Consider the following 13,998-nt stretch of genomic DNA (forward strand, 5'->3'; position numbering starts at 1 on the left):
AGGCATGCGCGAGCAGGCCTGCTTTTAAAAGGGGTGTATCTTGGCAAGCATTATGACGAACGCCGCGGCGTTGACGGCACTTCAGAGCCTCAATGCCACCAACAAGTCGCTCGAAACGACGCAAGCGCGCATTTCGACCGGCTACCGCGTCGCCACCGCCAGCGACAACGCCGCCTACTGGTCGATCGCCACCACCATGCGCTCCGACAATAAGGCGCTTTCGGCCGTCCAGGACGCGCTCGGCCTCGGCGCCGGCAAGGTCGACACCGCCTACACCGCCATCACCGACATCAAGGACCAGGTCGACTCGATCAAGGCCAAGCTCGTCACCGCCCGCAGCGCCAGCCAGGACGACCAGCAGAAGATCGCAACCGAAATCAAGGCCATCCAGGCGCAGATCAAGTCGTCTGTCACCAACGCCAGCTATGCCGGCTCGAACCTGTTGCAGAACGACGGCCTGACCGCGTCCGACCTGAAGATCGTTGCGTCCTACAACCGCACCGGCACCACCGTCACCATCGACACGATCGACGTCAAGGCTTCCGATACGCAGGTTCTCGACCTCCCCGGCACCGGCGGTATCGTCGGCGGCCTGCTCGCCGCGGCATTCTTCGACCCGAGCGCCGCCCAGGTCACGCCCGGCGCAATCGACACGGCACTGGGCAGCGTCGAAACCGCGCTTGCCAAACTGTCCACCGGTGCCGCCTATCTCGGCGCCGCCAAGTCGCGCGTCGACACCCAGAAGAGCTTTCTCTCCAATCTGAGCGACTCGATCGACAAGGGCGTCGGTGCATTGGTCGATGCCGACATGAACAAGGAATCGACCCGCCTGCAGGCCCTGCAGGTTCAGCAGCAGCTCGGTATCCAGTCGCTCTCGATCGCCAACGGCAATTCGCAGTCGATCCTGGCGCTGTTCAAGAACTAAGGTCCCGGCTGATCTCGCAATTTCGTCGAAAGGCCGCGCCTCGGGCGCGGCCTTTTCGTTTGCCCCTATCATCTTCGCACAAGCTTCGCGGTCTACTGTTCCTGCGGACAGTCATGCTGGGAGCGATTGAACCGTGCCGGAACAGATCCAGAGGATCATCTCGAATCTCCAGGGGTTTGGCGTCAAGCGCCTCGCCATGCTGGCCGGCATCGCCGCGCTGGTGATGACCGTCATCGGCGTTGCTTCGGTCTATCTCAACCGCCCGGCCTATGACACGCTCTATGTCGGGCTCGAACGCTCCGATGTGAACCAGATCGGTCTCGTGCTCGGCGAGGCCGGCATCGGCTTCGACGTCGGCCCCGATGGAACCACCGTGCTGGTGCCGGCCGGCACCACCGCCCAGGCACGCATGCTGCTCGCCGAGAAGGGCCTGCCGACCAGCGCCAATGCTGGTTACGAGCTGTTCGACAATGTCGGCTCGCTCGGCCTGACATCCTTCATGCAGCAGATCACCCGGGTGCGCGCGCTCGAAGGCGAGATCGCCCGCACCATCCAGTCGATCTCGGGCATCAAGGCCGCGCGCGTCCACATCGTCATGTCCGAGCGCGCCAATTTCCGCCGCGACGAACAGCAGCCTTCCGCCTCGGTCGTCATCCGCTATTCCGGCATCGACGCCGAAAAGAGCGCCATGTCGATCCGCCATCTCGTCGCCGCCGCAGTTCCCGGCCTTTCGGCAGACAAGGTCACCGTGCTCGATTCCAACGGCAATCTTCTGGCCGCCGGCGATGATCCTTCCAACACCAGCGCCGCCCGCACGCTCGGCGTCGAGCAGACCGTCGAAGCGCAAATCGGCGACAACATCCGCCGCGCCTTGACGCCCTATCTCGGCCCTGACAATTTCCGCGCCAGCGTCAAGGCCGACGTCAACACCGACACCCGCCAGACCGAGGAGACGATCTTCGATCCGGAGTCGCGCGTCGAACGCTCGGTGCAGTCGGTGCGCGCCAACGAGAACAACAGCCAGAAGCAGGCGTCGACGCCGGCCAGCGTCGAGCAGAACCTGCCCGAGACCCAGGCGGCCAGCACCGACGGCCCGCAATCGTCCTCCGAGAACGACCGCAAGGAGGAGATCACCAATTACGAGATCAACTCCAAGAAAATCGCCACCACCTCCAACGGTTATTCCGTCACCAAGATGTCGATTGCCGTCGTCGTCAACCAGCAGCGCCTTATGACCATCCTCGGCAAGGACGCCACGCCGGAGCAAGTTGCCAAGCGCGTCGCCGACATCCAGAAGATGGTGGTGTCGGCCACCGGCTTCGATGACAAGCGCGGCGACATCATCGACGTCTCGGCGGTCGAATTCATCGACGGGCTGGATGGCGAGCCGATCGAGCAACCCGGCATGCTCGCCTCCATCGGGACCTATGCCGGCACGCTGATCAACGCCGGTGCGTTCATCGTCGTCGTGTTCCTGGTCGCCTTCTTCGGCCTCAGGCCGATGGCCGCCTCGCTGACGGCGAAGGCCACCACTCCGGCTCTCGCCGGCCCAAGCTTCGACGATGTCCAGCGCTCGCTGCCGACGCCCGAAGCCAGCGCTGCTTCCGAAGCACCTTCCGCTCCCGTCGGCGTCTTGCCGGGTTCTCGCCCGAGTTCCACCCCGCTTGACGATTTGCGCCAGAAGATCAGGCCGGCACCGCAGGAGCGTCTTGCCCGCATGGTCGACATCAACGAGGAGCGCACCGCGCAGATCCTGCGCAAATGGGCGGCCCAGGAAGTCGCGGGGTAGACCATGCCCACAGCAGCGCTCTTTGACCTACTGCCGGATTTCGGCTCGCGCGCCCCGCGCAGCGGCCAGCCCCAGGCGGCAACCGAGCCGCCGCGCAAGCCGGATGAACCCGCGCCGCAGGCAGATATCGGCGCGCTGATCGCCGAAGCGGTTGCTGACGCCGAGGCCGCGCTTGAGGCGCGCCTTGCCATTGCCCATGAAGCGGCGCTCGAGGCGGAGCGCCAGGCCAATGCCGATGAGGCAAAGACCTTTCTCGAGAGCTTCGGTGGCGATCTCGGCGCCGCCGTCGCCACGCGCGTCGACGCCATGGAGGCGGAAGTAACCCGCCTCGTCAGCGCCACCGTTGCCCGTCTCATCGGCGGCATCGTTAGCGACGATTTGCAGAAACGCTCGCTGGAAGCCCTTGCCCACACGATCCGCGAAGCCGTCGCCGACAACGAGGCGGTGCGCATCGGTATTCGCGGGCCGCTGTCGCTGTTCGAAACGTTGAAGACCGCGCTCGGCCCCCGCGCCGCCAATCTCGCCTTCGTCGAAATGCCCGGCTTCGACCTTACCGTCGCCATCGACGAGGCCGTCTTCGAGACGCGTATCGCCGAATGGTCGGCCGCTTTGTCCGAGGCCTTGTCATGAGCGCAGTCGACGCCGCGGAAGCCAGGCACGAGATCATCATCGTCAAGCGCAATCATCACGATCATGATGAAGGCCATCATGGCGGTGTGTGGAAAATCGCTTTCGCCGATTTCATGACTGCCATGATGTGCTTCTTCCTGGTCATGTGGCTGATCAACGCCGCCAACGAGCAGACAAAGGCAGCCGTCGCCAGCTACTTCAATCCGGTCAAGCTGATCGACCGCAATGCCAGCCGCAAGGGCCTGGAAGATCTCGGCGACGGCCCCAGCAAGGTCGCGCCGGCGGCACAGGACCAGAACGACAAGACGACCGCCAAGTCCGGGCAGGATAGCGCCGGCACCGCCGGTTCCGCGGACAAGCAGCAGCCGAAGCAATCGGCGCCGAAAACGGATCTGTCCGACCAGCATCTCTTTGCCGACCCCTATGCGGTTCTTTCCGAAATCGCCACCGACACCGGCGTCATGCAGAACGTCAGCCAAAAGGGCGATGGCGGCGTGCAGAATGCCGGCCCGGCGACTGGCGCGTCCGGCGGCGAATCCTACCGCGATCCCTTCGCCCCGGATTTCTGGTCGCAGCAGGTCGCAGCCCCCGCCGCCGAGGCCAGCGCCGAACGCGCAAAGATCGAAGGCGATCCGGTCAAGCCCGGCGACAAGGTCGCGCAAACGCAGGTACCCAAGGTGAAGGACGTGCCGCCGGCGCCGCCTGTGACGGAAGCGCCATCCGAGCCGCCGGCGACATCCGCACCAGACAAGGCAGCGCCGAAGGCGGCGGCCGCGAAAAAGGCCGAAGCCGCGAAGCTCGAAATCGCGAAGGCCGAAGCTGCCGAGCCCGAACATGCTAAAGCCGAGGCCGCAAAGGCGGAAGAAGCTGCTAAGCCCGACACCACGGAAAAGGCGCCGAGTGCCGCTGCCGTCAAGGCCGCGGCGCAGGTCAAGCAGCAACTGGCCGACGCCTTCAAACCAGGCGATAAACTGCATGATGGCGTCTCGGTCGAGGCCACCGACAAGGGCGTCGTCATCTCGATCACCGACCAGCTCGATTTCGGCATGTTCGAGATCGGTTCGGCCTTGCCGAGCCGCGAGCTGGTGCTGGCGATGGAGAAGATCGGCCGCATCGTCAACAGCCAAAAGGGCACTATCAGCATCAACGGCCATACCGACGCACGGCCGTTTCGCAGCGACACCTATGACAATTGGCGGCTGTCTACGGCGCGTGCCCATTCGGCCTACTACATGCTTGTCCGCGGCGGCGTCGACGAGCGTCGCATCACCGAGGTCGCAGGCTTCGCCGACCGCCAGCCAAAGGATCCCGCCAATCCGATGGCTGCCGCCAACCGCCGCATCGAAATCCTGATGTCGACCGACGGATGAGACCCGCCGCCATCATCGGCCGCGCTATCGGCCTGTTGCTGCTGAGCGCCGGACACGCACCGGCGGCCTTCGCCCAGGATGCGTTGCAACCATATCAACTTGTGCGCTCGCTGCAGCTGGTCCAGGACCGCATCGCTTCCGGCGACCATGCCGCACTGCCGATGCAGGCCAAGCTGCTCGAAATGGCCGACGCACGGCTTCGTGCGGCAGATGCGGACGATTTCAAGGACCCTAAGAATTTTCGCGCCTTGCTGGTCTACGGCATGAGCGGCGGCAACCCCGTCACTGTCGAGGCGGCCGCGTCGCGCGCCCAGACCGACCCGCAGAGCCTTGCCATCGCCAAGGGCATCATCAGCTACCTCAACGGCCGGCCGGCCGAGGCGATCGAAACGCTGAAGCCGATCGACCCGATGACCCTGCCAAGCGACATCGGGGCATTCCTGGCTCTGGTCAAGGGCTCGCTGCTTGCCACTGAGGAACCGGCCGAGGCGCTCAAGCTGCTTGACGAGGCCCGCCTGCTTGGCCCCGGCACGCTGGTCGAAGAGGCGGCATTGCGCCGCTCGGTCGGCATTGCCGCCACCATAGGGGATGGCGCGCGCTTCGCGCTCGCCTCCACCCAGTACGTCGAAGATTATCTCTATTCGCCCTATGCCAGCCAGTTCGCGGACTCCTTCGTCTCCGGCGTCATTGCGCTGCATATGGCCATGAGCGTCGACAAGCTTGCCGACATCACCGCGATGATGGATCCCGAGCGCGAGAAGGTGATTTATCTGCGCATCGCCCGCCGCGCCGCGATCGACGGGCTGAATGATCTTTCCACCTTCGCCTCGGCCAGAGCCGGTCAGGGCCGCGACGGTATCCACAACGCCGACGATCCGCGCGCCTCGCTTTATGCCGGCCTTTCCACGGTAACGTCCGGCACCATCGACGACGTGCGCGCCGCGCTGGGCAAGATCGACCGCAGCAAGCTTTCGGAGGGCGACCGCGCCTTGCTCGATGCCGCGCAAGCGGTCGCCAGCGAAGTGATCGCGCCGCCAACCGCCCTTCCCGTCGAAAAGCCTGCGCCAGCCGCCGCCGAACAGAAGCCGGCAGCCGAAACCGCTGCCGCGGCAAAGCCCGATGAAACCGGCCTCCCGCCGGTCGAAGGCGCGATGCCCGAACAACCCGTCGCGTCATCCGACAAACCTGCCGCGCCGGTGCCGGACGCGTCGGCTGTCGCCGCCGCTGCCGGCGATGCGGCTTCCGTCCTGCCCGTGTCGGCGCCGGCGCCCGCAGCCGGCCTCGACCCGACCGACCCCACCGACGCCGCCATGATCAAGGCGCGGCGTCAGCTCGACACGATCGACCAGATGCTTGGAGCCGCCCCGAAATGACCACCAGTGTTGGCCAGGCCCTTCCGGGGTTCGCTGCTGCGCGCGCGCCGTCGGCAAAGTCCGCGGCGGGCGAAAAGAGCGACGATACAAGCTTCGGCAAAATGGTGCGCGACGACGACAAACCAGCCGCGCCGGAAAACCCGCCGGCAACCGAAGCCGGCGCCCACGGCCCGCGATGGGCCAAGCGCGCCCTGGCCGGCCTTGGCAAGGCAGAACCTGCCCCTATCGAATCGGGCAAAGCCACTTCGCCGAAACTGCCCGCCGCTAAAACCGCAAAGGACGATCCCAATTCGGACAAGGCGTCGGCCGACAGCGAAGAGAGCGGGCAAGGTGCGAACGCAACGCCACTTCAGGATCATCTGCCGCTGCTGATGGCACTGCACGACATGCGCCATTTCTCGACATCGGCCAAGACCGACGCACACATCGCCACGGCAGACGAACAGGCACCGGATCCGGCACTCGACGGCCAGCCTCGTCCTGCCGAACAGCTGCCGGCGTCGACGAAAAAATTCCGCGCGGCATCCGGCGTCGATGCCGACGCCCTTGCAGCCATGTCGCGTTCCGAAGGCGCCCTGGTCGCGGCAGGTCTTTCGGGACAAAACGAGGGCCGACAGGCCGGCCGGACCGCGTCTGCTTCCGACGAGCCCTCGCATCAGGATGATCTGGCGCCTCTGCTGAAGGATCAGCCGGCGGCTGGCATTTCTGCGCCGGAAGCCAAGCGCTCCGCGCCGGTGATGAAGGGCCTTGAAGCGGTCCAGTCCGCCCTGCGCTCCGATACCGGAAAACAAGCCGCGTCCGGCGGACGCATTGAAATCGTCACCGAGCAGAGTTTTCCCGCGCCCGCCCAGAACCCAATGAGCCAGACGGCGTCAGCTCTCGTTGACGCGCTCGCTTCGGATGGCTTGCGGCAGGCTCTTTCGACGCCTTCGACGACCTCTCAAATGGCCAGCTCTGTTGCCGTTCCGACACATGTTTTGAAGATCGAGCTGCATCCGGCTGAACTCGGCGTCGTCACGGCCAGCATGCGGCTTGCCGGCGAACAGTTGTCGATCGAACTGAAGCCCGAAACGCATGAAGCCTATCGCCGTCTGACCACTGACAGCGAGGCCATCGTCAAGTCGCTGCGCGGTCTCGGTTTCGATGTCGACAAGGTTACCATTCTGCAACCCTCGATAGCAGTCCCCTCGGCGACCCGCACCGATGCCAGCAGTGCCTTGCCGATGTCTTCGGGTCGCGATCAGCCCTCCTTTCAACCCGGCAACTCAAGCGGCAACAATGCCGGTTCCGGCGGCCAGCAACCGGGAAGGAACAACAGCAATGACGCACACGAATTTGGCCGTGCGGCTTCGCCTGCTCGCGAGCGTGCTGGCGACGATATGTTTATCTAGCCTCGCTGCCGGTGTCGCGAACGCCGCCACCAACCCGTGCGAACCGGAGATCCTGCGCGCCGCCGATCGCTATGGCGTGCCCGCCGGCATCCTCTACGCTGTCGGCTTGACCGAAACCGGCAACAAGGGCAGTTTGCAACCCAACGCTTTGAATATAGAGGGAAAAGCAGTCTTTCCCAGAAGCCGGAGCGAGGCGCTGGCAGCGTTCGAGAACGCCCGGCGCGAGGGCAAGACACTGATCGATCTCGGCTGCATGCAGATCAACCACCACTATCATGCCTCGCATTTTCGCAGCGTCGACGACATGCTCGATCCGCGTCAGAATGTCGACTATGCGGCGCGGTTCCTGGCCGCTCTGCATGCCCGTCATGTGACATGGTCGATGGCGGTCGCCCGCTACCATGCCGGTCCCGACAACGATCCCGCACAGAAGATCTATGTCTGCCGCGTCATCGCCAACATGGTCGCCACCGGCTTCGGCAAGTGGACTGCGAACGCGCGAAATTTCTGCAACCCATAGCTGTCTTCGATGGCCGCTTCTGTAGGCCTTTGCCCGGCCTTGCCGATGCTCGCATCGTCGTCGGCGCGTGCTGCCACCGAAGCAGCCGCGCAACCGCCCTTATTTCGAACCTCAAAAAAACTCCCAAGAAAATAGCTACAAGAAATGACGGTTGTTCACGAATCTCGCCACCGGATACGCCTTTTCACACGGGGCAGATGAGCTGATTCGGAGGGCGGGCCGATGATTGTGATCGTTGACGAGCGTGAGCTCGTAACTGAGGGATACAATTCACTTTTCGATCGTGAGGGCGTCGCCTGTGCAGGCTTCGCACCCGGCGAATTCGGCGAGTGGGTAACGTCGGCGGCAGACACCGATCTGAGGTCGGTCAGAGCCTTCCTTATCGGCGACTGCCGCGAGGGCGCAATCTCGCCACGCCAGATCCGCGATCGCACCGGCGCACCGGTCATCGCGCTCAGCGAACAGCACTCGCTCGAAAATACACTTCGGCTGTTCGAAAGCGGCGTCGACGACGTCATCCGCAAGCCGGTTCACATCCGCGAGATCCTGGCCCGCATCACCGCCATCCGCCGCCGCGCTCACGAAGACGTGGCCTACACCGAGATCGGCGCCATGCGCATCTTCATGGACGGCCGCGATCCCGAGATCGACGGCCAGCCGCTGCCCTTGCCGCGCCGCGAGCGCCGCATCCTTGAATATCTGGCGGGCAATCGCGGCCGCCGCGTCACCAAGACCCAGGTCTTCAACGCCATCTACGGCATCTTCGACGAAGAGGTCGAGGAGAACGTGGTGGAGAGCCACATCAGCAAACTGCGCAAGAAGCTGCGCGAAAAGCTCGGCCACGATCCGATCGATTCCAAGCGCTTCCTCGGCTATCGGCTCGTCTATTGATGCCGACCTCCGCCAGCCTCGCGCAAGACAGAAAGCGTACCCTCACAGCCAGCAATATGGGCATTGAGGAGACGTTTCGATGAGCCTTTACGGAATGATGCGGACCGGCGTGTCCGGCATGAACGCACAGGCAAACCGCCTGTCGACGACAGCCGACAACATCGCCAATTCCGACACCACGGGCTACAAGCGGTCCTCGGCCGAGTTTTCGACGCTGATCATGCCGCAGGTTGGCGGCGCCTATAATTCCGGCGGCGTCAACACCACGATCCGATCGGCGATCAGTGCCCAGGGCGTGCTGCAGTATACGACCTCGGTCTCCGACCTGGCGGTCAACGGCAACGGCTTCTTCGTCGTCCAGGATCCCAGCGGAACGCCTTTCCTCACCCGCGCCGGCGCCTTCGTTCCCGACGCCCAGGGCCGGCTGGTCAACGCGGCCGGCTACCAGCTGATGGCCTACAGCTACGCCAATGGCGTGCCTGCTGCCACCGCCAACGGCTTCGAAGGCCTGGTACCGGTCCAGATCTCCGATCAGGAAATGACGGCAACGCCGAGCACCACAGGCAACTTCAACGCCAATCTGCCGGCTGGCGCCACGCCGCCCGCCGGTCCGCTGCCGTCGACCAACAGCGCGACGGCAGAGTACACGTCGAAATCTTCGATCGTTACCTACGACAATCTCGGCAACAAGAAGCTGCTCGACGTCTATTTCACCAACACCGGCACCGGCACGTGGTCGGTTTCGGTGTTCGACCAGTCCAAGGCGACGCCCGGCACGTCCTTCCCCTACACGGGCGGTGCACTGGCTTCGGCCAACCTGACATTCGACACCACCACCGGCAAGCTCACCGGCGCTGTTAACTCAATTACGATCCCCGTACCGGGCGGCGCGTCGCTTAATCTCGATCTGTCCAAGCTGACGCAGCTCGGCACCGGCTTCACCGTCTCCGAGGCAAAGGTCAACGGCAACGCTCCCAGCACCATCGAAAAGATCCAGATCGGCGAGGACGGAGTCATCTACGCCCAGTATCAGGACGGGTCGACCAAGCCGCTCTTCAAGATCCCGCTGGCCGACGTCCAGAGCGCCGACAACCTCACCGCACTGCCCGGCAATATCTATGCGCAGAGCACGGACTCCGGCACCGTGCGCATAGGCTTCGCCAATGAAGGCAAGCTTGGCAGCATCATCTCCGGCGCGTTGGAAAATTCCAATGTCGATATCGCCGAGGAATTGACCAACATGATCGCGGCGCAGCGCAGCTACACCGCAAATTCGAAAGTCTTCCAGACTGGTTCCGACCTGATGGACGTCCTTGTCAACCTGAAAAGATAACGACGGGCGCCCGCCCGTGAAAGACCCGCATGTCGCTTACCTCCGCATTGAGCATCGCCCAGTCGGCACTTCTGACCACGTCGAAGCAGACCAGCATCGTCTCCCGCAACGTTGCCGATGCCTCCAATCCGGACTACGCCCGCCGCACGGCTGTCGTCACCAGCACGGCGCCCGGCGCGCGCGCGGTGGAGATTCAGCGCGCCGCCAACGCCTTGCTGTTTCGCCAGAACCTCAGCGCGCTGTCGGCATGGAGCGGCCAAAGCACGCTTTCCAGCGGCATGGACCGGCTGGACCTTGCAGTCAACGGTGTCGACAACGCATCCTCGCCGTCGACCGCGATCGGCAATCTGCAGCAGGCGCTGCAGCTCTATGCCACCTCGCCGTCGAACCCGAACCTCGGTGCCAGCGTAGTCGAGGCGGCCAAGCAGGTCACGCGTTCGCTGAACGACGGCACCAAGGCGATCCAGGATTTTCGCACCCAGACCGACGGCGAGATCAAGACTGCGGTCGATGATCTCAACGCGCTGCTCAGCCAGTTCCAGGATGCCAACAAGGCCATCATCTCCGGCACCCGGTCGGGCAGCGATGTGTCGGATGCGCTCGACCAGCGTGACGCGCTGCTGAAGAAGATTTCGGAATACGTTCCGGTGTCGACCTTCACGCGCGGCGACAACGACATGGTCATCACCACCAAGGACGGCACGACGCTGTTCGAAACGATACCGCGCTCGGTGACCTTCACACCATCGCCGGGCTATGCCGCCGGTGTCGCCGGCAACACCGTCTATATCGACAACGTACCGGTCTCCGCGGGCTCAGGCGGCAACGCCAGCGCCGACGGCAAGATCGCCGGCCTGATCACATTGCGCGACGGCGTCGCCGCAACCATGCAGAGCCAGCTCGACGAGACCGCGCGCGGGCTTATCACCGCCTTTGCCGAGACCGCGCCGGCGCTGCCCAACGCAGCCGGCCTGTTCACCTGGTCGGGTGCGCCCGCCGTGCCGCCGGCCGGCACACTGGTCAACGGCCTTGCCGGCTCGATCAGCGTCAACGCGGCGATGGATCCGAGCGTCGGCGGCAATGTGACGCTGCTGCGCGATGGCGGCGCCAACGGCGCTGCCTATGTCGCCAACACCAGCGGCGGCGCTTCCTACGCAGACCTTTTGATCAGCTATGGCGACAAGCTCGACAAGCCGATGGCTTTCGATCCGTCCGCCGGCATCACCGTCGCTTCCAGTGTCGCCAACTACGCCGCCAATGCCATTGGCTGGTTCGAAAGCGTGCGCAAGCAGGCCTCAACCAATGCCGACACCAAGGAAGCGCTGGCGACGCGCACGGCCGAGGCGCTGTCCAACGACACCGGCGTCAACGTCGACCAGGAAATGTCGCTGCTGCTCGACCTCGAACACACCTACCAAGCCTCGGCCCGCATGATGAAGACCGTCGACGACATGCTGTCCGCCCTGCTCGATGCCGTGGGATAAGCCATGAAAGCGACATCCGTCTCCTCAGCCGCCATGTCAAACGCGCAGCGCTATTCGCAGATGCGCATGCAGAGCGATCTCGTCAAAGCCCAGAAAGAGGCGACGACGGGCACGGTCGCCGATGTCGGCCTGGCGCTTGGCGGACGCACCGCTCAGGCCGTGACCTTCTCGCGCGATCTCGACCGGCTGAATGTCATCATCGATTCCAACGCATTGGTCACCGCCCGGCTTTCGTCGACCCAGAATTCGCTTGGCCAGCTCTCCGATGTCGCGCAGAACCTGCTGACCGCCCTGACCGCCACCTCCGGCGATTCCTCCAGCACCATCACCCATGACGCCGGCAATGCGGCGTTGCAGCAACTGACGTCGATCCTCAACACCAGCGTCAACGGCGAGTACCTGTTCGCCGGCACCAACACCGACGTCAAGCCGATCGACGACTTCACCGCCGCCGGCTCGCCCGCCAAGGCGGCATTCGACGCCTCCTTCGTCGCCTATTTCGGCTTCACTCAGAACGCCCCGGCCGCGGCCGCAATCACCGCCACTCAAATGGACAGCTTCATCACCAGCAGTGTCGAGCCGCAGTTCCTGGGCTCCGGCTGGCAGACCAACTGGTCAAGTGCCACCGACCAGCAGATCACCAGCCGCATCGCGCTCAACGACACCACCCAGACCTCGGTCAGCGCCAACAGCGACAGCATCCGCAAGCTCGCCATGGCGTCGGCCATGATCACCGGCCTGCTGTCCAGCAACATCAGCCAGGCTGCGCGCAATACGGTCGTCACCCGTTCCGTGTCGCTGGTCGGCGACACACTCGGCGGGCTCGCCCAGTTGCAGTCGCAGACCGGTCTTGTCCAGAAACGCGTGTCCGACGCCAGCGACCGCATGAAGACGCAGGTCGATCTTTTCGAGCGGCACATCCTCGATCTCGAAGGTGTCGACCCTGCCGAAGCCGCCACCCGGGTCGCCGATCTTACGCAGCATATCGAGACGTCTTTCGCGCTGACGGCGCGCCTGCAGCAACTCAGCCTGTTGAATTACCTGACCTGACAACTCGCAAATGGAACGGTAGAGCCCAACGATGTACCAATTCTCCTACGCCGACATCCAGACCGACTCCGTTACCGACGCGAAGGATCGCGAGCGGCAGTTGCTGACCCGCTCGATCGACATGCTGTCGGCGGCGGCCGCTGTCGGTCACGGTTCGATGGAGGCGGTCGAGGCGCTGCACTTCACCAACCGCATCTGGACCACCTTCGTCGACGATCTCGGCTCCAGCGACAACGCGCTGCCCAAGGAGCTGCGCGCCAACCTGATCTCCATCGGCCTGTGGCTGCTGCGCGAGACCGAAGACATCCGCCAGGGCCGCACCGACAATTTCGAGGGGCTGATTGAAGTGTCCCAGATCATCAGGGACGGCATTCAATGACCAACACGCTGAAGATCTCGCTGAAACCCAACGAGAAGATCTACATCAACGGCGCCGTCATCCGCGTCGACCGCAAGGTCACCGTGGAACTGATGAACGACGTACAGTTCCTGCTCGAGAGCCACGTGATCCAGCCCGAGGACGCCTCGACGCCGCTCAAGCAGCTCTATTTCATCCTCCAGGTCATGCTGATGAACCCGTCAGGCGCCGTCGAGGCGCGCGACATGTTCCGCCGCTCGCTGCCGCTGCTTCTGGCAAGCTTCGAGGATGAGCAGATCTGCGGCGGGCTGAAGCAGATCGACCGCATGGTCGGCGAGGATCATGTCTACGAAGCGCTGAAGGCGATCCGCGCGCTTTATCCGCTCGAACGCCGCGCGCTTGGCGGCAATGACGATGTTGCGGGTGCGCAGCGCCCGCTGGCTGTGGGAGCACGATACTGATGAATGTGGACATGACGACCACCATACCGACCGGCGCCAACCAGACCACCCAGTCAACCTCGAAGACGGCGGTCGACTACCAGTCGTTCCTGAAGCTGCTGATCGCCGAGATGAAAAATCAGGATCCAACGAAGCCGATGGATTCGACGCAGTATGTCGCCCAGCTCGCCACCTTTTCGCAGGTAGAGCAATCGGTGCAGACCAACACCAAGCTTGACCAGATCATGCAGTCCTCGGCATTGTCGCAAGCCGATGCCTTGATCGGCCGTTCGATCACCTCCGCTGACGGCAAGACCACGGGCACTGTGGCGTCGGTGCGGCTGGCCAGCAGCGGCCTCATCGCGGTGCTGCAGAACGGCACGGAAATCGCGGTCGGTCCGGGCGTCTCGGTGAAGGCCGCAAGCTAGGGCTTATCTCAAGCCA

At 64.0% G+C, this 13,998-nt stretch carries 14 protein-coding genes; all 14 read left to right on the plus strand.

Annotation, left to right across the window (positions count from 1 at the left end):
• Positions 1-40 precede the first annotated feature (40 nt).
• The gene (locus AC1DX6_RS11605) at positions 41-925 is read left to right on the plus strand and encodes a flagellin N-terminal helical domain-containing protein (protein ID WP_477313279.1); all 885 of its coding nucleotides are present in this window, start codon (positions 41-43) and stop codon (positions 923-925) included.
• A 133-nt stretch (positions 926-1,058) separates the two neighbouring features.
• On the plus strand, positions 1,059-2,714 hold the full coding sequence (gene fliF, locus AC1DX6_RS11610) for a flagellar basal-body MS-ring/collar protein FliF (protein WP_477313281.1): 1,656 nt from the start codon (positions 1,059-1,061) through the stop codon (positions 2,712-2,714).
• A 3-nt stretch (positions 2,715-2,717) separates the two neighbouring features.
• A complete protein-coding gene (locus AC1DX6_RS11615) occupies positions 2,718-3,344 on the plus strand; it encodes a hypothetical protein (protein WP_477313283.1) in 627 nt (208 codons plus the stop codon).
• The gene (locus AC1DX6_RS11620; protein WP_477313285.1) at positions 3,341-4,714 is read left to right on the plus strand and encodes a MotB family protein; all 1,374 of its coding nucleotides are present in this window, start codon (positions 3,341-3,343) and stop codon (positions 4,712-4,714) included. The genes AC1DX6_RS11615 and AC1DX6_RS11620 overlap by 4 nt, the downstream gene beginning before the upstream one ends.
• Entirely contained in the window at positions 4,711-6,087 is a 1,377-nt protein-coding gene (locus tag AC1DX6_RS11625) for a chemotaxis protein MotC (protein WP_477313287.1), read from the plus strand. Before AC1DX6_RS11620 ends, AC1DX6_RS11625 begins: the two co-directional genes overlap by 4 nt.
• Positions 6,084-7,478 carry a flagellar hook-length control protein FliK gene (gene fliK / locus AC1DX6_RS11630; RefSeq protein ID WP_477313289.1) on the plus strand — a complete coding sequence of 465 codons (1,395 nt, stop codon included), beginning with the start codon at positions 6,084-6,086 and terminating at the stop codon, positions 7,476-7,478. The genes AC1DX6_RS11625 and fliK overlap by 4 nt, the downstream gene beginning before the upstream one ends.
• Positions 7,408-7,998 carry a transglycosylase SLT domain-containing protein gene (locus tag AC1DX6_RS11635; protein WP_477313291.1) on the plus strand — a complete coding sequence of 197 codons (591 nt, stop codon included), beginning with the start codon at positions 7,408-7,410 and terminating at the stop codon, positions 7,996-7,998. Before fliK ends, AC1DX6_RS11635 begins: the two co-directional genes overlap by 71 nt.
• Before the next feature lie 222 nt (positions 7,999-8,220).
• Complete coding sequence (locus tag AC1DX6_RS11640; protein WP_477313293.1) at positions 8,221-8,889, plus strand: response regulator transcription factor; 669 nt, start codon at positions 8,221-8,223, stop codon at positions 8,887-8,889.
• 79 nt (positions 8,890-8,968) lie between these two features.
• Positions 8,969-10,222 (plus strand): flagellar hook protein FlgE, encoded by a 1,254-nt coding sequence (locus tag AC1DX6_RS11645; RefSeq protein ID WP_477313295.1) that lies wholly within the window; start codon positions 8,969-8,971, stop codon positions 10,220-10,222.
• 29 nt (positions 10,223-10,251) lie between these two features.
• A complete protein-coding gene (gene flgK, locus AC1DX6_RS11650; protein WP_477313297.1) occupies positions 10,252-11,706 on the plus strand; it encodes a flagellar hook-associated protein FlgK in 1,455 nt (484 codons plus the stop codon).
• 3 nt (positions 11,707-11,709) lie between these two features.
• The gene (locus AC1DX6_RS11655; protein WP_477313299.1) at positions 11,710-12,756 is read left to right on the plus strand and encodes a flagellar hook-associated family protein; all 1,047 of its coding nucleotides are present in this window, start codon (positions 11,710-11,712) and stop codon (positions 12,754-12,756) included.
• A gap of 31 nt (positions 12,757-12,787) precedes the next feature.
• The gene (flaF, locus tag AC1DX6_RS11660) at positions 12,788-13,135 is read left to right on the plus strand and encodes a flagellar biosynthesis regulator FlaF (protein WP_477313301.1); all 348 of its coding nucleotides are present in this window, start codon (positions 12,788-12,790) and stop codon (positions 13,133-13,135) included.
• On the plus strand, positions 13,132-13,575 hold the full coding sequence (gene flbT, locus AC1DX6_RS11665) for a flagellar biosynthesis repressor FlbT (RefSeq protein WP_477245855.1): 444 nt from the start codon (positions 13,132-13,134) through the stop codon (positions 13,573-13,575). Before flaF ends, flbT begins: the two co-directional genes overlap by 4 nt.
• Positions 13,575-13,982, plus strand: coding sequence for a flagellar hook assembly protein FlgD (gene flgD, locus AC1DX6_RS11670; RefSeq protein WP_477313303.1), 408 nt, complete (start codon positions 13,575-13,577; stop codon positions 13,980-13,982). Before flbT ends, flgD begins: the two co-directional genes overlap by 1 nt.
• Positions 13,983-13,998 lie beyond the last annotated feature (16 nt).

Source organism: Mesorhizobium sp. P2_C4 (assembly GCF_056404575.1).

Coding starts and splice junctions, on each gene's coding strand:
- AC1DX6_RS11615 (WP_477313283.1), top strand. CDS start 2,718: ATGCCCACAGCAGCGCTCTTTGACCTACTGCCGGATTTCGGCTCGCGC.
- AC1DX6_RS11620 (WP_477313285.1), top strand. CDS start 3,341: ATGAGCGCAGTCGACGCCGCGGAAGCCAGGCACGAGATCATCATCGTC.
- AC1DX6_RS11625 (WP_477313287.1), top strand. CDS start 4,711: ATGAGACCCGCCGCCATCATCGGCCGCGCTATCGGCCTGTTGCTGCTG.
- fliK (WP_477313289.1), top strand. CDS start 6,084: ATGACCACCAGTGTTGGCCAGGCCCTTCCGGGGTTCGCTGCTGCGCGC.
- AC1DX6_RS11635 (WP_477313291.1), top strand. CDS start 7,408: ATGACGCACACGAATTTGGCCGTGCGGCTTCGCCTGCTCGCGAGCGTG.
- AC1DX6_RS11640 (WP_477313293.1), top strand. CDS start 8,221: ATGATTGTGATCGTTGACGAGCGTGAGCTCGTAACTGAGGGATACAAT.
- AC1DX6_RS11645 (WP_477313295.1), top strand. CDS start 8,969: ATGAGCCTTTACGGAATGATGCGGACCGGCGTGTCCGGCATGAACGCA.
- flgK (WP_477313297.1), top strand. CDS start 10,252: ATGTCGCTTACCTCCGCATTGAGCATCGCCCAGTCGGCACTTCTGACC.
- AC1DX6_RS11655 (WP_477313299.1), top strand. CDS start 11,710: ATGAAAGCGACATCCGTCTCCTCAGCCGCCATGTCAAACGCGCAGCGC.
- flaF (WP_477313301.1), top strand. CDS start 12,788: ATGTACCAATTCTCCTACGCCGACATCCAGACCGACTCCGTTACCGAC.
- flbT (WP_477245855.1), top strand. CDS start 13,132: ATGACCAACACGCTGAAGATCTCGCTGAAACCCAACGAGAAGATCTAC.
- flgD (WP_477313303.1), top strand. CDS start 13,575: ATGAATGTGGACATGACGACCACCATACCGACCGGCGCCAACCAGACC.